Origin of the sequence: Streptomyces sp. RPT161 (genome assembly GCF_027533845.1) — a bacterium.
GTDB classification, from domain to species: Bacteria; Actinomycetota; Actinomycetes; order Streptomycetales; family Streptomycetaceae; genus Streptantibioticus_A; species Streptantibioticus_A silvisoli_A.
The window spans coordinates 137,689-157,980 of record NZ_JAPZVN010000011.1; the positions used below are offsets into that span (position 1 = coordinate 137,689).

Annotated in this window: 22 protein-coding genes; 13 read left to right on the forward strand and 9 right to left on the reverse strand. The window is 72.8% G+C overall.

Features of this window, described 5'->3' with window-relative positions; all coding sequences use genetic code 11:
* Positions 1-209 precede the first annotated feature (209 nt).
* Positions 210-1,754: a serine/threonine-protein kinase gene (locus tag O5O46_RS22035; protein ID WP_269857251.1), complete on the forward strand. Its 1,545-nt coding sequence runs from the start codon at positions 210-212 to the stop codon at positions 1,752-1,754.
* A 5-nt stretch (positions 1,755-1,759) separates the two neighbouring features.
* Here O5O46_RS22035 and O5O46_RS22040 read toward each other — a convergent pair whose 3' ends face one another.
* Positions 1,760-3,163 carry an MFS transporter gene (locus O5O46_RS22040; protein WP_269857252.1) on the reverse strand — a complete coding sequence of 468 codons (1,404 nt, stop codon included), beginning with the start codon at positions 3,161-3,163 and terminating at the stop codon, positions 1,760-1,762.
* 107 nt (positions 3,164-3,270) lie between these two features.
* On the opposite strand from O5O46_RS22040, the gene O5O46_RS22045 reads away from it, so the two are divergent.
* Both O5O46_RS22045 and O5O46_RS22050 read left to right on the forward strand, forming a co-directional pair.
* Positions 3,271-4,053, forward strand: coding sequence for an ArsR/SmtB family transcription factor (locus O5O46_RS22045; RefSeq protein ID WP_269857253.1), 783 nt, complete (start codon positions 3,271-3,273; stop codon positions 4,051-4,053).
* Between the two features lie 113 nt (positions 4,054-4,166).
* Positions 4,167-4,817, forward strand: coding sequence for a DedA family protein (locus O5O46_RS22050; RefSeq protein ID WP_269857254.1), 651 nt, complete (start codon positions 4,167-4,169; stop codon positions 4,815-4,817).
* Positions 4,818-4,827: 10 nt separating this feature from the next.
* Here O5O46_RS22050 and O5O46_RS22055 read toward each other — a convergent pair whose 3' ends face one another.
* Entirely contained in the window at positions 4,828-5,361 is a 534-nt protein-coding gene (locus O5O46_RS22055) for a gamma carbonic anhydrase family protein (protein WP_269857255.1), read from the reverse strand.
* 62 nt (positions 5,362-5,423) lie between these two features.
* Between O5O46_RS22055 and O5O46_RS22060 the strand changes: the two genes are divergently transcribed.
* Entirely contained in the window at positions 5,424-6,185 is a 762-nt protein-coding gene (locus O5O46_RS22060; RefSeq protein WP_269857256.1) for an acyltransferase, read from the forward strand.
* Positions 6,186-6,198: 13 nt separating this feature from the next.
* Here O5O46_RS22060 and O5O46_RS22065 read toward each other — a convergent pair whose 3' ends face one another.
* Positions 6,199-7,062, reverse strand: a complete 864-nt coding sequence (locus O5O46_RS22065; RefSeq protein ID WP_269857257.1) for an EamA family transporter — start codon at positions 7,060-7,062, stop codon at positions 6,199-6,201.
* A 145-nt stretch (positions 7,063-7,207) separates the two neighbouring features.
* On the opposite strand from O5O46_RS22065, the gene O5O46_RS22070 reads away from it, so the two are divergent.
* A complete protein-coding gene (locus O5O46_RS22070) occupies positions 7,208-7,780 on the forward strand; it encodes a helix-turn-helix domain-containing protein (protein WP_269857258.1) in 573 nt (190 codons plus the stop codon).
* A 28-nt stretch (positions 7,781-7,808) separates the two neighbouring features.
* Positions 7,809-8,369: a YbaK/EbsC family protein gene (locus tag O5O46_RS22075; protein WP_269857259.1), complete on the forward strand. Its 561-nt coding sequence runs from the start codon at positions 7,809-7,811 to the stop codon at positions 8,367-8,369.
* Between the two features lie 9 nt (positions 8,370-8,378).
* On the opposite strand, the gene O5O46_RS22080 is transcribed toward O5O46_RS22075, so the two are convergent.
* Entirely contained in the window at positions 8,379-8,855 is a 477-nt protein-coding gene (locus O5O46_RS22080) for a GNAT family N-acetyltransferase (RefSeq protein ID WP_269857260.1), read from the reverse strand.
* A 103-nt stretch (positions 8,856-8,958) separates the two neighbouring features.
* Complete coding sequence (locus O5O46_RS22085) at positions 8,959-9,366, reverse strand: CoA-binding protein (RefSeq protein ID WP_269857261.1); 408 nt, start codon at positions 9,364-9,366, stop codon at positions 8,959-8,961.
* A gap of 113 nt (positions 9,367-9,479) precedes the next feature.
* Here O5O46_RS22085 and O5O46_RS22090 point away from each other — a divergent pair, with 113 nt between their 5' ends.
* Positions 9,480-10,007 (forward strand): hypothetical protein, encoded by a 528-nt coding sequence (locus O5O46_RS22090; RefSeq protein WP_269857262.1) that lies wholly within the window; start codon positions 9,480-9,482, stop codon positions 10,005-10,007.
* A gap of 10 nt (positions 10,008-10,017) precedes the next feature.
* Entirely contained in the window at positions 10,018-10,941 is a 924-nt protein-coding gene (locus O5O46_RS22095) for a phosphorothioated DNA-binding restriction endonuclease (protein ID WP_269857263.1), read from the forward strand.
* A 110-nt stretch (positions 10,942-11,051) separates the two neighbouring features.
* Here the strand turns inward: O5O46_RS22095 and O5O46_RS22100 are convergent, their stop codons facing one another.
* Positions 11,052-11,474 carry a DUF6542 domain-containing protein gene (locus tag O5O46_RS22100; protein ID WP_269857264.1) on the reverse strand — a complete coding sequence of 141 codons (423 nt, stop codon included), beginning with the start codon at positions 11,472-11,474 and terminating at the stop codon, positions 11,052-11,054.
* A gap of 138 nt (positions 11,475-11,612) precedes the next feature.
* Here O5O46_RS22100 and O5O46_RS22105 point away from each other — a divergent pair, with 138 nt between their 5' ends.
* Complete coding sequence (locus O5O46_RS22105) at positions 11,613-12,239, forward strand: YigZ family protein (RefSeq protein ID WP_269857265.1); 627 nt, start codon at positions 11,613-11,615, stop codon at positions 12,237-12,239.
* A 250-nt stretch (positions 12,240-12,489) separates the two neighbouring features.
* The gene (locus tag O5O46_RS22110; RefSeq protein WP_269857266.1) at positions 12,490-12,624 is read left to right on the forward strand and encodes a hypothetical protein; all 135 of its coding nucleotides are present in this window, start codon (positions 12,490-12,492) and stop codon (positions 12,622-12,624) included.
* A 141-nt stretch (positions 12,625-12,765) separates the two neighbouring features.
* Here O5O46_RS22110 and O5O46_RS22115 read toward each other — a convergent pair whose 3' ends face one another.
* The 3 genes from O5O46_RS22115 to O5O46_RS22125 all read right to left on the reverse strand — a co-directional run bounded on the left by O5O46_RS22115 (position 12,766) and on the right by O5O46_RS22125 (position 14,563).
* The gene (locus O5O46_RS22115) at positions 12,766-13,266 is read right to left on the reverse strand and encodes a nucleoside deaminase (protein ID WP_269857267.1); all 501 of its coding nucleotides are present in this window, start codon (positions 13,264-13,266) and stop codon (positions 12,766-12,768) included.
* Between the two features lie 137 nt (positions 13,267-13,403).
* The gene (cynS, locus tag O5O46_RS22120) at positions 13,404-13,874 is read right to left on the reverse strand and encodes a cyanase (protein WP_269857268.1); all 471 of its coding nucleotides are present in this window, start codon (positions 13,872-13,874) and stop codon (positions 13,404-13,406) included.
* 98 nt (positions 13,875-13,972) lie between these two features.
* Positions 13,973-14,563 (reverse strand): carbonic anhydrase, encoded by a 591-nt coding sequence (locus O5O46_RS22125; RefSeq protein ID WP_269857269.1) that lies wholly within the window; start codon positions 14,561-14,563, stop codon positions 13,973-13,975.
* Between the two features lie 124 nt (positions 14,564-14,687).
* Between O5O46_RS22125 and cynR the strand changes: the two genes are divergently transcribed.
* From cynR to O5O46_RS22140, 3 genes are all read left to right on the forward strand, one after another.
* Positions 14,688-15,596 (forward strand): transcriptional regulator CynR, encoded by a 909-nt coding sequence (gene cynR / locus O5O46_RS22130; RefSeq protein ID WP_269857270.1) that lies wholly within the window; start codon positions 14,688-14,690, stop codon positions 15,594-15,596.
* A gap of 507 nt (positions 15,597-16,103) precedes the next feature.
* Positions 16,104-17,264 (forward strand): exonuclease SbcCD subunit D, encoded by a 1,161-nt coding sequence (locus O5O46_RS22135; protein WP_269857271.1) that lies wholly within the window; start codon positions 16,104-16,106, stop codon positions 17,262-17,264.
* The gene (locus O5O46_RS22140) at positions 17,264-20,272 is read left to right on the forward strand and encodes an AAA family ATPase (protein WP_269857272.1); all 3,009 of its coding nucleotides are present in this window, start codon (positions 17,264-17,266) and stop codon (positions 20,270-20,272) included. Before O5O46_RS22135 ends, O5O46_RS22140 begins: the two co-directional genes overlap by 1 nt.
* Positions 20,273-20,292 lie beyond the last annotated feature (20 nt).

Consider the following 20,292-nt stretch of genomic DNA (forward strand, 5'->3'; position numbering starts at 1 on the left):
CAGAGCTGTGGACGTCCGCCACTTGCCAGTGGCGGTGAGTGTCGTACGCCCGTGTCTGTGACCACTACGGAGAAGGCATATGCCGGGATTCGTGCGCATTCATTCTGATGGCGGTCTTCGATTGGCCCGGTCGGAGTGCCGGACGTATGGTGCCCCTCCTCTAGGCTGTTGCCCGCCAGGGGACGGGTGAGCGAGGGGACGGTGGATCCGTGGCTACGGCGGGGGAGACGGGTGGTGACCTCACCGGCGCACTGCTGGGCGGTCGCTACCGGGTGACCGGCGAGATCGGCCGGGGCGGCATGGGCGTCGTCTGCCGTGCCAGGGACGAGGTCCTGGGCCGCGAGGTCGCGGTGAAGGTACTGCGGGCCTACACGGACGCCTCGGCACCGGAGTTGGACGATCTGCGGGTACGCATGCAGCGCGAGGCGCGGGCCGCCGCCCGCATCCGGCACTCAGGTGTGATCACCGTGCACGACGTGATCGAGCAGGACGGCCGCCCGGTCATCGTTATGGAACTGGTCGACGGACCGTCACTTGACGATGTGCTGGGCGAGCGCGGCCCGATGGACCCGCGGGAGGCGGCGGGCATCGGCGCCAAGGTGCTGGACGCGCTGGACGCGGCGCACCGGGCCGGGGTGCTGCACCGGGACGTCAAGCCCGGCAACGTGCTGCTGGAGCGCGGCGGCCGGGTGGTGCTCACCGACTTCGGCATCGCCAGCATGGAGGCGCCGGGCGACGAGGCGGCCACCAAGCTGACCCGCGGCGGCGAACTGGTCGGCTCGCTGGACTTCATGGCACCGGAGCGGGCCCAGGGGCAGCAGCCGGGGCCGGCGTCGGACATCTGGTCGCTGGGCATGACGTTGTACGCGGCCGTGGAGGGCGCGTCGCCGTTCCGCCGCTCATCCGTGTACTCGACGCTGACCGCCATCGTCACCGAGGAGTTGCCGGAGCCGCGCCGAGCCGGTCCGCTGGCCCCCGTGCTGCGGGCGCTGATGCACAAGGACCCGGCGGTCCGGCCCTCCGCCGCGCAGGCCCGGGAGATGCTCCAGGCCGTGGCGGCCGGAACCGAAACGCTGGTCACGCGGGCGCAACCGCCACTGACGCAGCAGCCGGAACCGCTGGTGAGCCCGCAGGGCGGCCGGCCCACGGAGCGGCGGCACGGACGGGCGCTGCTGGCCGCGGCAGCGGCCGTCGTCGTACTGGCCGCGGGCGGCGTCGCCTACGCGCTCACCTCCGGCGACAGCGGCAACGGCACCGCCGCCGCTCCCCAACAGGGCGCCGCCGCGCCCTCGTTGGACACCTCGACCGACGGCACGACGCGGCCGGGACAGGGCGGCCACCGAGTACGGGGCGAGGAGCCACCCGGCTCGTCCCACAAGCCGGGCCACGGCAAGCACGAGGGCGGCCGTCCGACCAACGGCACCGGGTCGGCCACGCCCCCGGGTTCGTACAAGGGCGACGGCCCGCCGCCCCCGCCGTGTACGCCCGCCGGTGCCGGCAGGTACAACTGCACGACCTGGCACGGCGCGGCGACGTACAACCAGGGCGGGGCGCGGGTGGGCACGCTGCACGCGGGCACCAACTCCTTCTACTGCCAGGCCGATCTGGGCCGCCGGGAGACCAGCGGCCGGTGGACGAACACATGGTGGGCGAGGACCGACGACGACAGCGGCAACACGAATGTGTACGTGAGCGACGTCTACCTCAAGGGCGGCGCCAACGACCAGCCGGTACCCGGACTGCCCACCTGCTGACGGCACTACGCGCGGCGGCCGGGCGCCGTCACCGCCGCCGTGGCCGCGGCCAGCACGAACCCGGTGGCGGCCAGCAGCGCCGACAGATGGATCCCCGGGATCAGGTGGGCCGCCGACAGGCTGCCGAAGAGGGCCACCCCGAGCGCGCTGCCGAGTTGCCGGGCGGCGTTGAGTAGCGCGGCGGCCGTACCGCCGCGTTCGCTGGGCGCCGACTCCATCACGGCGGTCGTGGCGGCGGGCATGGCGAAGGAGGTGCCCAGCCCCGCCAGGGCCATCGGCGCCACCAGCACCGGGTACGGGGTGTCCGGCGCGGCCAGCAGCCAACCGGCCAGGCCCACCGCGCCCGCCAGCAGACCCGCCACCATGGGGGCCCGCGGTCCGGTACGGGCGGCCAGCCGTCCGGAGGCGAACGACGACACGGTCATCACCACGAACATCGGCAGCAGCGCCAGCCCGGCGGTCAACGGGCCGTAGCCGCGCTGCCGTTGGAAGTAGAGCGTGGCGAGGAACAGCAGCCCGTAGAAGCCGAGGTTCAGCAGCAGGCCGACGGTCGCGCCACCGGCCAGACCCCGCCGCTGTGCCCGGCTCGACCGAACCGCGGCATCCACCGGGCGGCGCAGCAGCACCGTGCAGGCCGCGCCCGCCGCGACGGCACCGCCGAGGCAGCCGACGATCAGCGGATCGGCCCAACCCCGGGTGCCGCCCTCGTTCAGTGCCGTGGTCAGCGCGGCCAGCGCCGCGACGCCCAGCAGTTGTGCGGGCAGCCGCAGCCGCGCGCCCCGGTGCGGCCGCGGCGCCGGAACGCAGCGCACGGTGAGCGCGGTCGCCAGCAACCCGAAGGGGAGGTTGACCAGGAAGACCGCGCGCCAGTTGATCGCCCACACGGCCAGGCCGCCGATCACCGGGCCCGCCGCCGCGCCGAGGCCGGACACCGCGCCCCACACCCCGAACGCCCTTGCGCGGGCTGCCGGTTCGGGATACGCCGCCCGTAGCAGTGCCAGCGACGCCGGGACCATCAGCGCCGCGCCGGCGCCCTGGAGCAGGCGCGCCATGATCAGCTGTCCGCCGGTGGTCGCCGCGCCGCACGCTACCGAGGCCACCGTGAACACCGCGAGCCCGGCGAGGAAGGCACGGCGGTGGCCGAACCTGTCGCCCAGCGCACCGCACAGCAGCAGCAGGCAGGCGAACACCAGGGTGTAGCCGTCCACCACCCACTGCAGCGCCGAGGCACTGGTGTGCAGCGCGCCGCCGAGGACCGGGACGGCCACGGTGACCACGGTGACATCGAGGATGACCATGAAGAAGCCGAGGGACACCGCGAGCAGCGGCAGCCAGGAGCGCCCAGGTGCGGCCCGTGCGGCGCGGGCCGACTGGTCGGAGGCGGTGGTGAGTTGGTCGGTGGAGGCCATGTGTCCACCCTCGTGCCGAAACCCTTCGGCGGTCGGCGAAGCATGGACGCCCGGCTTCCCGGCACGCTTCGGTGCGGGGCGAAATGTGTGCCGCCTACGCTGGAGGCATGCAGATGGACACCGCCCCGCAGGAACACGAGGCTGATGTGGCCAGTGCGGCAGCCGTGTTCGGTGATGCTTCCCGGGTGCGGGTGCTGCTGGCGCTCGGTGACGGGCGGCGACTGCCCGCGAGCGTGCTGGCCGCGGAGGCCGGGATCAGTCCCTCGACCACCAGCGCCCACCTGGCCAGGCTGCTGGAGGCCGGACTGGTCACCGTCGAGTGCCACGGCCGCCATCGTTACTACCGGCTCAGCGGTCCCGAGGTCTCCGACGTACTGGAGGCGCTCGCCAGGGTCGCGCCGCCCAAGGCGGTGCGCTCGCTGCGCGAGGGCACCCGGGCCGCGCAGCTGCGGCGCTGCCGTACCTGTTACGACCACCTCGCCGGACGGCTCGGGGTGGCGTTGATGGACGCCCTGCTGGCCAACGGCGTCCTCGCGGGCGGCGACGGACGGTACCGGGAGGAGGCGGCGGACCACGACCGGCCCTCGGCGTACGGACGCGACATGGCGTACGAACTCACCGGCCACGGGCGGCGGGTCCTCACCGAGTTCGGGGTCGACCCGGACGAGTTGCCGCGCCGCAGGCCCGCGGTCCGCTACTGCGTGGACTGGAGCGAGCAGCGCCACCACCTGTCCGGCGCGCTCGGCGCGGCGCTGACCGGGCGGCTGTTCGCGCTGGGCTGGATCCGCCGGGGTGACGCCCGGCGTGTCGTGCGGATCACCGACGAGGGCCGGACGGGCATGGTGCGCACCTTCGGCATCCCGGAGGACTGGGACGCGCCCGCGGCCTGAGGTGTGCGCCCGGTAAAGGCGCTGTTTCCCCATCACACCTGCGTTCGCTTAGGCTTCCCGTCAACGGTTTCGGCCCGGCAGGCGGTCACGGGGGTCAACGGAGGGAAGCGGCGTTGCACGTATCGGAGTGGCTTCAGACCATCCCGCCCATCGCGGTCTATCTGATGGTCGCCGGGGTGATCGGGGTGGAGAGCCTGGGCGTTCCGCTGCCGGGTGAGGTCGTGCTGGTCAGTGCCGCGCTGCTCGCCTCGCACGGCACCGTCGACCCGCTGTTCGTCGGGGTGTTCGCGGTCACCGGCGCGGTGGTCGGCGACTCCATCGGCTACGCGATCGGGCGCAAGGGCGGCCGGGCGCTGTTCGAACGGCTGGGCCGGAAGTTCCCCAAGCACTTCGGCCCCGAGCATCTGGCCAACGCGGAGCGGTCCTTCCGTCGCTGGGGCATGTGGGCGGTGTTCTTCGGCCGGTTCGTCGCGCTGCTGCGCATCTTCGCCGGTCCGATCGCGGGCATGCTGCACATGCGGTACTGGAAGTTCCTCACCGCCAACCTGCTCGGCGGTATCGCCTGGGCCGGGGGCACCACGGCGGCGGTCTACTACGTCGGGGTCGTCGCCGAGGCGTGGCTGAAGAAGTTCTCGTACTTCGGGCTCGCGGCGGCGGTGCTGATCGGCATCGGTTCGTTCGTGGTGGTGCGGCGCCGGGCCAAGTCGCACGCGGCGCGACAGGAGACGGCGGCGGAGCCGGTGTCCGCCCCGGTCGGGGAGTGACCGGCGCGGCTCACCGCGGGGCGAACGCCTTGCGGTGGGCCGCCGCCAGCTGTACGTAGTGCGCCGCGTTGGCCCGCACCAACTCCCGTTCCTCATCGGTGAGTCGGCGCTTGACCCGGGCGGGGACACCGGCCACCAGCGAACCGGGCGGCACCTGTAGGCCCTGCGGCACCAGGGCGGCTGCCGCGACCAGCGAACCGGCGCCTATACGCGCCCCGTTGAGGACGGTGGCGCCCATGCCCACCAGTACGTCGTCCTCGATGACGCAGCCGTGGAGCACCGCGTTGTGCCCGACCGAGACCCGCTCACCGACGACCGCCGGGTAGCCCGGGTCGGCGTGCACGGTGCAGTTGTCCTGGATGTTGCTGTCGGCGCCGATCGTGATCCGTTCACAGTCGCCGCGCAGCACCGTGTGGTACCAGACGCTGGAGCCCGCAGCCAGTCGAACCTCGCCCAGTACCACGGCCGTTGGCGCGACGAACGCCTCGGCGGCCACCTCGGGTTCGCGTCCCGCCACGCCGGTGACCAACGCCCGCCGCTCCATGCAGACTCCTCCGTCCCTGTCCCGGTACCGCGATGATCGCACGTGGTCGCTACTGTGTGCGAGTGCCGAAGAACAGCAACGTGTTCTCATCCCTGCCGCCGCTGGCGGCTCTGACGGCCTGGCGCCGCCGCGTCGCCTCTGGCTTGATACACCGCGGTGCCCGCTGGATACGGGAGACCGCCGCGGTCAGTGCGGAGCGCCCCGGCCCGTTCCGTTTCGGCCGGATCGGCCCCGGCACGCGGCTGGCGTACCCACAGGGGACGATCTTCGGCGAGCGGTGGATCGAGTTGGGCGACTACTGCATCATCGGCGAGCAGGTCACCCTGACCGTTGGCATGGTGCCGGGCATGGAGTTCGGGCCGGATCCGGTGCTGCGGCTCGGAGACGGCGTCGTGCTGGGGCGCGGCAGCCATGTGGTGGCCTCCCAGCCGGTGGTCTTCGGACGGGAGGTGTACTGCGGCCCGTACGTGTACGTGACCAGTGACAACCACTCGTACGACGACCCCGGCCAGCCGATCGGCAAGCAGTGGCCGCGCACCGCGCCGGTCGAGATCGGCACCGGAAGCTGGCTGGGCGCGGGCGCGGTGGTCCTGCCGGGCGCCCGGCTCGGCCGCAACGTGGTGGTCGCGGCGGGCTCGGTGGTACGCGGCGAGGTGCCCGACCACTCGGTGGTGGCCGGGGCGCCCGCGCGGATCGTACGGCGTTGGGACGCCGAGCAGGGCTGGCAGCCGCCGTTGCGCACCCCCGCGCCGGTGCCGCTGCCGCCGGGGCTGACCCCTGAACAGGTGCTGGCCCTGGCGCGACTGGACCCGGAGGCGCAGTAGCGTTCGGCCGCCGCTACCCGGCGGCCAGCAGCACCGACCCGGCGAGCGCGAGCCCGGCGCCCGCGGCCTGCACCATGCGCAGCCGCTCCTTGAGCACGAACCGGGCGGCGAGCGCCGTGACCACCGGGTACAGCGAGGCGAGCACGGCGGCGACGGCCACCGAGCCATGCCGTGCCGCCAGCGCGTACGAGCCGTTGGCGGCCACATCGGCGAGTCCGACGAAGACCAGCGCTGGCAGACTGCGCCGCACCAGTGCCGCTCCGCCCTCCGGAAGCGCCGGGGCACCCCGGCGCACCGAGACCGCCAGCGCCGTGCCGCCGACCACGACGTTGCACAGGCGCTGGACGAACAGCGCGAGGAAAAGGCCGGTCACATTGACCGAGGCAGCGGCTATCAGTGCCATCACGGCGCCGAAACCCATCGCCGCGACCAGGGTCAGCATGATCGCCTGCCGCCGCACCGCCGCACCGCGGAACTCCGGGCCGCCGGCGAGCATCACCCCGACGACGGCCACCACGATGCCCGCGATCCGCAGCGGTCCCGGGCGCTCGCCGAGCGCCAGCCCGACGCCCACCGGCACCACCACGCCGATCGTGGCCAGCGGTGAGACCACGCCCATCGGGCCGAGCGCCAGCGCCCGGTAGAAGCACAGCATCGCGGCGGGGCCGACCACTCCCGCGGCCACCGCGAACCACAGCCGCGGCCCCGCTTCACTCCATCCGCCGGTGCCGACCACGATGCCGCCCAGCACCAGGGCGGCGGCGGTCTGCGACACCACGACCACGGTCAGGGCGGGGAACCGGCGGGTCAGCAGCCCGCCGCCGAAGTCGGCGAGCCCCCAGAGCAGACTGGTGGCCAGGGCGAAAACCGCTGTCACGGCACTACCTCGCAGTACAGTGGGATGGACGTTTTAGTGCAGTCCAGCGTAGTGCACTGTATTGCATTACGTCATTCAAAATACTTAACGGTGCGGTCGCCTCTGGTGCCGTGCCCGGACACACCACCAAGGGGGCGGTAGGTCGGTGCCGGATCTCGAACACGTCGCGCAGTCGCTGGCGCGCAACCTCAAACGCCTGCGCCAGGAGCGCGGCTACTCCCTCGACGCGCTGGCGGCACGCTCCGGAGTCAGCCGCGGCATGATCATCCAGATCGAGCAGGCCCGTACCAATCCCAGCATCGGCACGGTGGTCCGCCTCGGCGACGCGCTCGGGGTGAGCATCGCCGGACTGGTCGACCAGGCGGAGGGGCCCGCCGTCCGCATGGTCCCGCCGGAACAGGCGGTCAGGCTGTGGGAGACCCCGGCGGGCAGCCACGGCACGCTGCTGGTCGGCACCGAGGCACCCGGGCCACTGGAGCTGTGGTCCTGGCGGCTGATGCCGGGCGAGGGCCACGACTCCGACCCGCACCCGGTCGGCACCGCGGAGTTGATCAGGGTCGAGACGGGCCGGCTGACTCTCGTGCTGGACGGCGCGGAGTTCCACATCCCCGCCGGCGCGACCGCCAGCTTCGAGGCGGCGGCGCCGCACGGCTACCACAACTCCGGCCCGGAACCGGTGGAGATGACGCTGGCGATCTCCGTACCGCCGCCGCGCTGAGCCTCGTCGGCGCGCTAGCGTGCGGAGTATGCACGCTCCCATCGGAAACTTCGCGGAAGTACTCCAGGCCTCCGACCACCTCGACCTGCTGGCCCCACCGGTCGCCGAAGCGCTGCGCGCCTGGCGCGGACCGGTCCCGGTGGACCAGGTGCTCTACGTGGACTCCGACCCGGCCGACGCCGACACCGCCGTCTTCGGCGAGATCCACGGCATTCCGCCCGAGCGGTCGGCCAACTGCGTGGTCGTGGCGGGTAGGCGCGGGCAGGACGTCACGCTCGCCGGATGCGTGGTCCTGGCCCATACCCGGGCCGATGTCAACGGCCTGGTCCGCCGCCATCTCGGCGTCCGCAAGGCGTCGTTCGCGCCGATGGACACCGCGGTGGGGGAGAGCGGCATGGAGTACGGCGGCATCTCACCGATCGGACTGCCGCGCGAATGGCCGCTGTTGGTGGACGCGGCCGTGGCCGACACCCCGTATGTCGTCATCGGCAGCGGGCGGCGGCGCGGCAAGCTGCTGGTGCCCGGCAAGGCGCTGGCCGGTCTGCCGGACGCGGTGGTGCTCGAAGGGCTCGGCCGGGCCGCTGGGTGAGGCGGCGGCTCAGCCGTTGGGACGCGACAGGTCGAGGGAGAGCGCGGTGGAGTGTTCGGCGAAGCCGAAGTCGCGGTACATCTCCTCCGCTTCCGGGGTGGCGTGCAGATCAACCCGGGTCACCCCGTGCTCGGCGAACCAGCCGAGCAGCGCCTCGGTCGTCGCCCGCGCGTAGCCGCGACGGCGGTGGGCCGGGTCGGTGCACACGTTGAAGACGAACCCGAACCGGCCGGTGGGGTGCCCAGGAGCGGGCAGCCGCTGCTCTACCGTGCCCACGGCGCAGGCGGCGAGCCCGCCGTCCGGCGCGTCCACCACGAACGCGCCGAGCGTTCCGCCCGGGTCGGCCAACTGCCGTCGTATGAGCCTGCGCGCCGTCTCCTCCCAACCTCCTGGTTCGTCACGGCCGTTCATCGAACGGAACATCAGACGGCGCAGCCGCACCAGTTCGGCGGCGTCCTCGGGACCGGCGGCTCGTACGGTGATCACGCCAGGACGCTAGCGCAACCGGTGGGGCCTCGTTGAACCGTCCACGGAATTAGATCGTCCGCTTCTCGCCGGGGAGAGCGCTGTGCTTCCTCCACCGCCGCTGTCAGCGCAGCCTCGGCAGTTCGATCGCCGGGCAGCGGTCCATCACCATCTCCAGACCCGCCTCGCGCGCCCGGTGGTACGCCTCCTCGTCCACCACGCCGAGCTGGAACCACACCGCCTTGGCCCCGATCGCCACCGCCTCGTCCGCCACCGGGCCGGCCAGCTCGGAGTTGACGAACACGTCAACCACGTCAACCGGGAACGGGATCTCGGACAGCGAGGAATACCCCTTCTCCCCGTGCACCGTCTCGGCCCTCGGATGGACGGGCACGATCCGCTTGCCGTACCGCTGGAGCACCTGCGCGACGCCGTACGCGGCCCGCTGCTCGTTGGTGGACAGCCCCACCACGGCCCAGGTGTCACCAAGCCCAGTCAGGATCCTGCGGATCGATGCCGGGTCGCCGTACACGCCTGCCTCCTGCGGGTCGCGAAATGCGTTCTGCCTCGTAACGAGCGTCGTCGGCTGGGGATTCCCGGCGACCCGGGTTTGTTCCGTGATCCGCGTCGCCGAGACTGTGGGCTGTGACAAGAGAACAGACAGGCTGGTTGACAGGCGGCGCCTTCGGGCTCGCCTTCGTCGAGGTGAACGCCGGTGCCCTGCCGTCGCCGGTGGGCAGCAGCCTGCGGGTGCTCGCCGTCGCCGCGTTCCTCGGGCTGGTTGCCGTGCTGCGGCGGCGCGGCCGGGCCGCCGAGTCCAGCGGTGTGCGCTTCGGACGCCGGTACTGGCTCGTGGTGGGCCTTGAGGCGGTGGTCGGGGCGGCCGGGATCGTGGTCGTCAACGCCGTGCTGCACGCGCCCCAGGCGGCGGTGGCCTGGATCGCGCTCGTCGTCGGCGTGCACTTCTTCGGGCTCGCGGTCGTCTGGCGGCGGCCCCAACTGCACTGGCTCGCAGCGGCGATGACGGCCTGCGGCGCCGCGGGCCTCGCGCTGGCCGGCTACGGCGCTTCGGCGGCGGCCATCGCCACGACCGCCGGAGTCGTCCCGGGGGCGCTGCTGCTCGGATCGGTGTGGTGGGGCGCCAACGGGAAGGCGGACGCACGGCCTTCGTAAGGTTTGACACGTGACGCGTGAGGAACTGTTCGAGCGGCTCGCCCGGTTGAAGACCGCGCCGGTCGGTGGGCGGCGGGCGCCGCACAAACCCCTGTTGCTGCTCTGGCTGTTCGGGCGGTACGCGGAGACCGGAAGCACCGCCGTCACGTACGCCGACGCGGAGGAGCCGGTCAGCCGGCTGATCAACGACTTCGGCCCGTCCGTCGTCAGCGTCACGGCCCAACGGCAGCGCGCCGCCATGCCGTTCGTGCACCTTGAACGCACCCTGTGGCAGCTGCTCGACGGAAGCGAGCAGCCGATCGGTTCCGGCGCGCCGGAACGCGGCAACTGGCTGCGGTCCCATGGCGCGGTCGGCCGGCTGCGCCCCGAAGTGGAACTGCTGCTCTCGGATCCCGGCACGCTGGCCGCCGCCGTACGGGTCCTGCTCGACCGGCACTTCACCCCGGCGCTGGAACCGCTCGTCTGCGAAGGCGCCGGACTGGACCTGACCAGCCTTGAGGAGGCGGCCTACGCGCTGGCCCCCAGGACCCCGCGGCGGCGGACCCGACGCTCGGGCTTCGCCGAAGAGGCGCTGCGCGCCTACGCGTTCGCCTGCGCGATGTGCGGCTACGACGGGGCACTCGGCCGCAACCCCGTCGGCCTCCAGGCGGCGCACATACGGTGGCACAGCCAGGACGGCCCCGACGAGGTGCGCAACGCCCTGGCCCTGTGCGCCCTGCACCACGCCCTGCTCGACCTCGGGGTGCTCGGGCTGACGCTGGACATGCGGATACGGGTCTCCGGGCTGTACGTGGCCCGCAACGAGGCGGGCCGGGCGGTGGACGCGCTGGCCGGGCAGCTTCTGGCCGCGCCACGGCCGGGGAACCCGCCGGTCGACCCCGCGTTCATCACGTGGCACGACCGGCAGGTGTTCAAGCATCCCGCTGCCGCCTAGGGGACGCCCTGGGCCGCGGTTGCCGTGTGACTTCCGCTCCACGGTGTTGTGGCGGCCCACCGCCCTCGTCGCCCCCGCGGATCGCGAGGTCGCCCGCGGCCCGGCCCCGGCTACCCCCGCCTACGGCGCGCCCTGAGCGCCCGAACGGTCAGTACCGCGAGCACCGTGGCCTCCGCCGCCGCCATGGCGGGAAAGGCGTCAACCGCCCAGTGCGCGGCGGCGGTTGACAGGCTCTTGCCGTGGTGGCCCGTACCGCCGGACACCAGCTCGGCCGCCACGGTGACCACCGCGACCACCAGGGGTGGGGCCGGTACCACCCACCAGGCGCCCGCCCGGGAACAGCGCGCGGCGGACACCGCCGCGGCGAGCACCGCGCCGACCGTGAGGCCCCAGCCCGGTGCCGAGGTGGCCAGCTCGTCGGCGGCGGCACCGGCCACCGGCAGGCACCACGCCAGCCCTGCCCCGCTTGGTGCCGCTCGTCGGGCGGGCACGGCCGGATTCCGGACCGCCCGCTCCGCGCGCTGAACTGTCATTCACATTCCTTCGGTGGCGGCGAGCCGTATGCTCCCGATCACAGGACGTTCCACACCCGTCCCGGGTCGCCCTTCTTTCCCCACGCCGCACGCCGACCGCCCGCCGACGGCGGCGGGGCATGCGCATACGCTGGACGGATGCAGGAGCAGTACCGGACGATCGCCCGCGCGGGCGTGCACGAGACCGAGATCAACAAGTCCCGCTTCATCTGCTCGCTCGCGCCCGCCGCGACCGAGCAGGAGGCCCAGGACTTCATCCGTCGCGTCCGGGCCGAGCACCCGTCCGCCAACCACAACTGCTTCGCATACGTCATAGGTGCCGACGCCGCGCTGCAGAAGGCGAGCGATGACGGCGAGCCCGGCGGCACCGCGGGCGTGCCGATGCTGCAGATGCTGACGCGGCGCGACGTGCGCTACGCCGTGGCCGTGGTCACCCGCTACTTCGGCGGGGTCAAGCTGGGCGCAGGCGGGCTGATCCGGGCGTACGGCGGATCGGTCGGCGAGGCGCTGGACGCCCTGGGCACGGTGATCCGCCGCCGGTACCGGCTGGCCACCATCACCGTCGACCACCAGCGGGCCGGAAAGCTGGAGAACGACCTACGGTCCACCGGCCGCGCGGTGCGCGAGGTCCGGTACGGGACGGCGGTGAGCATCGAGGTCGGACTGCCGGAGGCCGAGCTGGGCGCCTTCCGTGACTGGCTGGCCGACGCCAGTGCGGGCAGCGCGGTACTGGAACTGGGTGGTGAGATGTACGGCACGCCCTGACCCGGCGAGCGCGCCGGTCGGTTGACGGACTTCGGCTGCTCGTCGGCGGTGCCGCTGCCGGTTCGGTGCTGACGTGGGTGGGCGCCGCCCGTCATCCCTGGCCGGCGGCATTCGATCGCCTCGACAGGCCGGTTGGTCATGGTGACCCTCGCCAACCGAACCCTTCGCCGCCGAATCGGCGGATCAGCCGCCCCCGGCCGAACGGCGGCCAGCCGGGGTCGCCGGCCCGGGCGAACGCGACCCACGCCGCGTGCATCTGGTCGGCCAGCGACGCGGGCGGTTCGGCCGTGCCCAGCAGGCCCCGCTGCCCGCGCAGCGCCGGAAGACCGAGGCGGTCGAACACGAAGGGGACACGCTCAGGCTGCTGCGCGAATACGCCTCCTGACGCCGTGACTCGTTGAACTCGGCGGTGGTCGCCACCGGTTGCTGTGGGATGGGGAACAAGGGGGTGGTGCACCGCCCGGCGTGCGGCCGGGGCGGTGCACCTGGGTGGCCGGCGCGGGCGGCGGGCGGTCGCGGCGCGGCGTCAGACGGTGGTCGGGGCCCCGGTCACCCGGCGCTCGCCGCCGTTGCGCTGCTGCCAGAACCGGTAGACGCCGACGGCCTCATCGCGCGCTTCGTAGCGCATGGGAAGGCGGCGCTCGGTGTAGTCCTTGGCGAACTCGTCGTAGAAGGTGGCGAGTTCGAAGTACTTGCGGTCGTCGACGTAGTGGGGTTCGTAGGCGTCGCGGGTGGTGAGGAAGACGACCTCGTCCGGCGAGCAGTAGTACAGCGATCCCAGGCACATCGGGCAGGGGTGGGCGAGGACGTGGATGGTGGTGCCGGTCAGGTGCTCGGTGCCCAGCTTGGTGCACGCTTCGCGGATGGCGAGGATCTCGGCGTGCGCGGTGGGGTCGTTGGTCTGGGCGACCTTGTTGGGGCTCTCGGCCAGGATTTCGCCGTCCTTGACGATGACGGTGGCGAACGGGCGGCCGCCCTCGGCGACGTTCTGGCGGGCGATGTCGATGGTGCGCTGGATGAAGTCCACGAAGGTCCTCCGGGCGGGACGAAGAAGGGGGCGGGCCGCCCCGCGGGGGCGGCGTTCGGGGGAGGGCCGGGGCGGGCCGGAAGGAAGGGTGTCCGGCCCGCCCCGGTCACCGATCGGGCGGTGACTCAGACCGTGGTTCAGAAGGGCTTGGTCGGCAGGTACTTGCCGTCCATGGTGATCACCGCGCGCTCGCCGCCGTCGGGGTCGGCGACCTTCTTCACGTCCAGCTTGAAGTTGATGGCGGAGATGATGCCGTCTCCGAACTGCTCGTGGACCAGGGCCTTGAGGGTGGTGCCGTAGACCTGGAGCATCTCGTAGAAGCGGTAGATGGTCGGGTCGGTGGGGACACCGCCGGGGATCGAGCCGCGGGTGGGGATGGTTCGCAGCAGCATCACCGCGTCCTCGTCGAGGCCGAGGAGCTCTGCGACGGCCCTGGCGGACTTGTCCGGCAGGGCGTGCTGGCCCAGCACGGCGGCGGTGGTGAACGCGACCGACAGTCCGGAGGCGTCGGCGATCTGCTGCCACGAGAGGTTCTTGCGGGTCTTGGCCTCGACCGCGGCGTTGGCCAGGGCCTGGCGGGCGGCGGGGTCGAACTGGGCGTGCACCATCAGATGGGTTCCTTTCGACGGGTACCGCTGAGCGCACAGTGCGCGAAGCGGTGGTTTCCGGGTGGTGGCCCCGGACCGGATAGGTCGCGAGGGCGGGGTCAGGCCGTGAGCGCGGCGGTGGCGACGGTGGCGTTGAGGTCGTCGACGCGGCCGGTGGCGATGTCGAAGACCCAGCCGTGCAGGGACACCCGCTGCCGCGCCAGGGCGCGGGCGACCGACGGATGGGTGGCCAGGTTCGTCAACTGGGCCAGTACGTTCTGCCGCACCAGGGCGTCCACTTCGCTGGTGGCGGCGCGGGCGACGGAGGCGTCCGCGTGCCGCAGCCAGTCGGCGACCGCCGGGGCGGCGCTCAGGTCGTGCTCCTGGGCGAGGGCGGTCATCGCGCCGCAGGCCGAGTGCCCGCACACCACGATGTCGGCCACCCCCAGCACGGCGACGGCGTACTCGATGCTCGCCGCCACCCCGTCGGCGCCGGGGGAGTAGCAGGGGACCAGGTTCCCGGCGGTACGGATGACGAACAGCTCGCCCGGCTCGCAACCGGTGATCAACTCGGGCACGACGCGGGCGTCGGAGCAGCTGATGAACAGCGTGTGCGGCGTGTGGTGGTCGGCCAGGTGGGCGAACAGGTCGGCCTTGACCGGGAACACCTCCCGCTGAAAACGCGCGACGCCCTCGGCGAGGTCTCGCATGGGTCACTCCCTTCGGTGGCTCCCGCCTGCGGCGGCTGGCGAAAACCACCCTGCATGACCTCGGTCTATAGTGTCCAAGACTTGCTAGCCCTAGAAGCTATTGGTTGCATCTATAGTTACGGACATGGCTCTGGAACTGCGCCACCTGCGCTATCTGCTCGCCGTGGCCGAGCACGGCAACTTCACCCGCGCCGCCGAGGACCTGCACATCTCCCAGCCCACGCTCTCCCAGCAGATCAAGCAGCTGGAACGCGCCCTCGACGTGCAGCTACTGGACCGCACCGGCCGTGCCGTACGGCTCACCGACGCCGGCCAGGCATACGCCCACCACGCCCGCCGCGCCCTGCGCGACCTGGCCGCCGCCGAACGCGCCGTCCATGACGTGCGGGACCTCTCCCGCGGTCACCTGCGGCTGGCGGTCACCCCCACCTTCACCGCCTACCTGGTCGGCCCGCTCGCCGCCGAACTCCACGCCCGGCACCCCGGCATCACCCTGACCGTTCAGGAGATGACCCAGGACCGCATCGAGACCAGCCTGCTCACCGACGACCTCGACCTCGGCATCGCCTTCACCGGCCACCACCTGCCGGGCATCACCGCCACCCCGCTGTTCATCGAAACCCTCAGCCTTGTCGCCGGCGCCAACCACGCCGACACCAGCCCAGGCGTGCCGCTGCCGGTGAGCACCCTGGCAGGGCGCCAACTCGCTCTGCTCACCGGGGACTTCGCCACCCGCGCGCACATCGACGCCTACTTCAACCAACACGCGGTCAGCCCACGCATCACCGTGGAGGCCAACTCGATCCAGGCCCTCACCGAGATCATCCAGCGCACCCCACTCGCCACGGTGCTTCCCGACGCCATCACCCACGACCACCCCCGACTGCGCCCTCTCCCACTCGACCCCGCCCTCCCCGCCCGCACCGTCACCCTCCTCCACCGCACCGACGCCTACCAAAGCGCCGCCGCCCGCGTCTTCACCCACCTCACCCACGAACACATCCGCACCCGCCCCTACGCCCCCGCCCCCTGAGCCACCGAGAGCGGGTCGGCGACGCGGGCCACCCCCTGCACGGCCGGGGCTTGTACGGAGTACCGCGCCGCGTTGTCCCCGCGGCCGGTGCCGCCTTCATGGGACGGAAGTTTTCGGGCATTTCGGCACAGCCGTTTGCTCGTCATCCTCCCAACCGCGCGAGGACGTCCCTGAGTTCGCGCACGAGAGGATGAGGTTCCGTCCTGATCGACGGTCCGGGCTCCATGCGCCCACGGCCCGGGCACCCACCCGGTTCCTGGTGCCGTCGGTCGCGCTGGTGTGGTTGCCACAGCGGGCGCTGGGGGGCCATGCGGCCTGCGCACACGTGCGCCGTTTCCGCGCACATCTACTGCCACCTCACGCCGGACGCCGGTGGCAGACTGAGGTCCGTGAGGGACCAGGTGCTGACAGGCGTTAGCGTGGTCGGTGCCGACAGCGAGGACCGTGCTGGTTCGGTGCCGGGCCCAGGGGCGGAGTAAGGGGAGACATGCAGGTCGGAGCGGCGTCTTGAGAATTCTGCACACTTCCGACTGGCACCTGGGACGGTCGTTCCACCGGGTCAACCTCCTGTCCGCCCAGGAGGCCTTCGTCGACCACCTGGTGGAGACGGTGCGTGCCGAGCGGGTCGACGCGGTCCTGGTCGCGGGCGACATATACGACCGTGCGGTGCCGCCGCTGCCCGCGGTCGAACTCTTCGACTCCGCGCTGCACCGGCTCGGCGAGCTCGGTGTTCCCACGGTGATGATCTCCGGCAACCATGACTCGGCGCGTCGCCTCGGCGTCGGCGCAGGGCTGATGTCCCGCGCCGGTATCCATCTGCGCACCGCGCCGGGGGAGTGCGGCACCCCCGTGCTGCTGGGCGACGAGCACGGCGAGGTGGCGATGTACGGGCTGCCGTACCTCGAACCCGCCCTGGTACGCGCCGAGTTCGCCGCCGAACGGGCCGATCACACCACCGTGCTCCGCGCCGCCATGAACCGGGTCCGCGCCGATCTCGCCGCCCGCCCGGCCGGTACTCGCTCGGTCGTCCTCGCCCATGCCTTCGTCGCGGGCGGCGTCGGCTGCCGCAGCGAACGCGACATCACCGCGGGCGGAGTCGCCGCGGTGCCCGCCGAGGTGTTCGACGGCGTCGACTATGTGGCCCTGGGACATCTGCACGGCGCGCAGACCATCACCGACCGGATCCGCTACTCCGGCTCCCCGCTGGCGTACTCCTTCTCAGAGCATCTGCACCGCAAGAGCATGTGGCTGGTCGACCTCGGCCCGGGCGGTGAGGTCTCGGCGGAGCGGGTGGACTGCCCGGTGCCGCGCCGACTGGCCCGGCTCCGGGGAACGCTGGCGGAGCTGCTGTCCGACCCGGCGCTGGAGGCCGACGAGGACGCCTGGGTGGAGGCAACGTTGACCGACGCCCAGCGCCCGTACGATCCGATGGCCCGGCTGGCCCGTCGCTTCCCCCATGTACTGGCGCTCGACTTCGACCCGCAGGGCGCCGAGGTGGATCCGCTGGTGTCGTACGCGAAGCGGTTGCGTGACCGCACCGACCAGCAGATCGCCGAGGACTTCGTGGCCCACGTACGCGGCCACGGCCCGGATCCGCGGGAGAGCGCGGTGCTGCGGGACGCGCTGGACGCGGCGCGGGTGCGCGCGGCGGTGGGGGAGTCGGTCTGATGCGGCTGCACCGTTTGAAGGTGACCGCCTTCGGGCCCTACCGCCGCACCGAGGAGATCGACTTCGACGAACTGTCCTCCGGCGGGATATTCCTGCTGCACGGCGCCACGGGCGCGGGCAAGACCTCGGTGCTCGACGCGGTGTGCTTCGCGCTGTACGGGGAGGTGCCGGGCGTTCGGCCGCGCAACCGGCTGCGCAGCGACCACGCGACCCCGGACCAGTTGACCGAGGTGGTTCTGGAACTCACCGTCGGCGGGCGCCGATTGGAGCTGACCCGGCGACCTGAACAGGAGCGTCCCAAGCGGCGCGGCACCGGAACCACCGTTGATAAGCACTTCAGCGCGCTGCGGGAACTGTCGCCCAGCACCGGCGAGTGGACCGCGCTCAGCCGCTCGCACCAGGAGATCGGCGAGGAGATCAGGCAACTGCTCGGCATGAGCAGGGAGCAGTTCTGCCAGGTGGTGCTGCTGCCGCAGGGCCAGTTCGCCACGTTCCTGCGGGCCGACGCCACCGAGCGCGGCAAGCTGCTGGGCAGGCTGTTCGGCACCGACCGGTTCGTCGGCGCGGAGCGCTGGCTGTTCGAGCGGCGCGGTGCCGTGGAGGACCGGGTGCGGGCCCAGGACCAGCGCCTGATCGCGCTGGCCCACCAGATGCGGCAGGCCGCGGGCCGGGCCGCCGCTGAACAGCCGCCGCCGGAAACGGCGCCGGGGGAGCCGGAGTTGGCCGAGCGGGTGCTGGGCTGGGCCGCCTTCGCGCGTACCGCCGCCAGGGAGCACGCCGACGTCGCGGAACTCGCCCTGAGCGCCGCGGAGTCGGCGCTGAAGGAAGCCGAGAGCGACCTGGAGGCGGCCCGCGAGACCGCCGAGCTCCAGCAGCGGTACACCGACGCACAGGCCCGCTCGGCGCAGCTGGCCGCCGAGCGCACACGGTACGAGGCGGACACCGAGCGCTGGGAGCGCGCCAGCGCCGCCCAACAGGTCACCCCCGCCCTCGACGCGCGTGACACCGCGCAGCGCGAACACGAGGCGGCCGAGTCCGCCAGGCAGCGCACCGCCGCCGCGCTTCCCGACGGCCCCGCCGACGCCGACCAACTGGCCCAGCGGGCGGGCCGACTACGCGAGGACCTCGGTCGGCTCGACGCGGCCCGCCGAGCCGAGAACCGGGTCAACGAACTGGTCGCGGCCCGCGACGGCCTCGACCGCGAGGCCGCCGCCGACGAACAGGCAGAACGTGACACCGCGGCATGGCTGGCCGACTGGGACCAGGTACGCGCCGCCCACCAGCGCCGTATCGACACCGCACACGAGGCAGGACAACGCGCGATACAACTCGCCGGCCAACTGGACGCCGCGCGCACGGCACTGGCGGCCGCGCGCCGTCGCGACGAGCTGATCGACCTGGAGCGCGCCGCGGACGAACGGCTGTTGCGCGCCCGTGAGACCGCGGCCGCCGCACGGGAGCGGTGGCTGGAGCTGAAGGAACGACGGCTGCGCGGCATAGCCGCCGAACTGGCCGGGGAGTTGGCCGACGGAGAGCCGTGCCCGGTGTGCGGCTCGGCGGCCCATCCCGCTCCGGCCGAACCCGGCACCGGGCATGTCGACCGGGACACTGAGGAGCGGGCCCAGGCCGACTCTCTGAGGGCCGACGAGACCCGCGGTGCGGCCGAGATCGAACTGCACACCGTACGGGAGCGCCTTGCCGCCGCCCGCGAGACCGTGGCCGACCGGCCGGTGGCCGAACTGGCCGCGCGACTTGCCGAGTTGGCGGACGCGCACGACCAGGCGGCCCGCGCGGCGGCCGATGTGCACCCCGCCCGTGAGGCATGGGAACTCGCCGAACGGGAGCACCAGCGGCGCGTCGACGCCCAGCAGCGGGCCAGCGCCCGCGCCGCCGACCTGCTCGCCCGCCGGGAGACCCTGGACGCCGAACTCGCCGCGCTCCGCGAGCAGTTGACGGGGCTGCTGGACGGCGAGGGCAGCGCCGCCGAGCACGCCTCGCGCCTGGAGCGGCTCGCGGCGGCGTACACCGCGGCCGCGGACGCCGCGAAGGCCGCGTCCGGTACGGCGGAGCGCCTGGCGCAGGCCGAGACCCGGCTCACGGCAGCCGCCCGTGGCGCGGGGTTCGACACCGTGTCACAGGCCGCCGACGCCCGCCTGGACGCGGCCGGGCTGCGCGCACTGAGGGAGCGGATCGAGGAGCACCAGACGCGGCAGGCCGCCGTCACCCGTGAACTGGCGGACCCCGAGGTGCTGGCCGCCGCGGCGCTACCGCCAGCCGACCCGCGACGGCGGCGAGACGAGTTCGACGCCGCCAGCGACCGGCTGCGCGACGCGTTCGCCGCACGGCAGGCGGCACGGTCCCGGTGCGCGGAACTCGACCGCCTCTCGGCCGAAGCGGAACGGCAGACCGCCGAACTCGCCCCGCTGCGCGAGGAGTACACCCGGCTCAGGCGGCTCGCGGAACTGGTGTCCGGCAGCTCGACGGAGAACCAGTACCGGATGCGCCTGGAGTCCTACGTCCTCGCGGCCCGACTGGAGCAGGTCGCCAACGCGGCCAGCCTGCGGCTGCGGCGGATGTCCTCCGGCCGCTACACCCTGGTGCACACCGACGCCAGGATCTCCGGTCGTGGCCGCTGGGGCCTGGGGCTACGGGTGGTCGACGCCTGGACCGGGACCGAGCGGGACACCACGACACTGTCCGGCGGCGAGACCTTCTTCGCATCGCTCGCCCTCGCGCTCGGCCTCGCCGATGTGGTGACCGAGGAGGCCGGAGGGGTGCGGCTGGACACGCTGTTCATCGACGAGGGCTTCGGCAGCCTGGACGAGCAGACGCTGGACGAGGTCCTCGATGTGCTGGACGGGCTGCGGGAACGCGACCGGGCGGTGGGCATCGTCAGCCATGTCGCCGATCTGCGCCAGCGAATCCCGGCCCAACTGGAGGTCGTCAAGGGCCGCTACGGCTCGGTGGTGCGGCAGCGGTCGAGTGCCGAGGCGCGGGTCGGCGGGTGAGGCGGCGCGTTCGGGCAGGG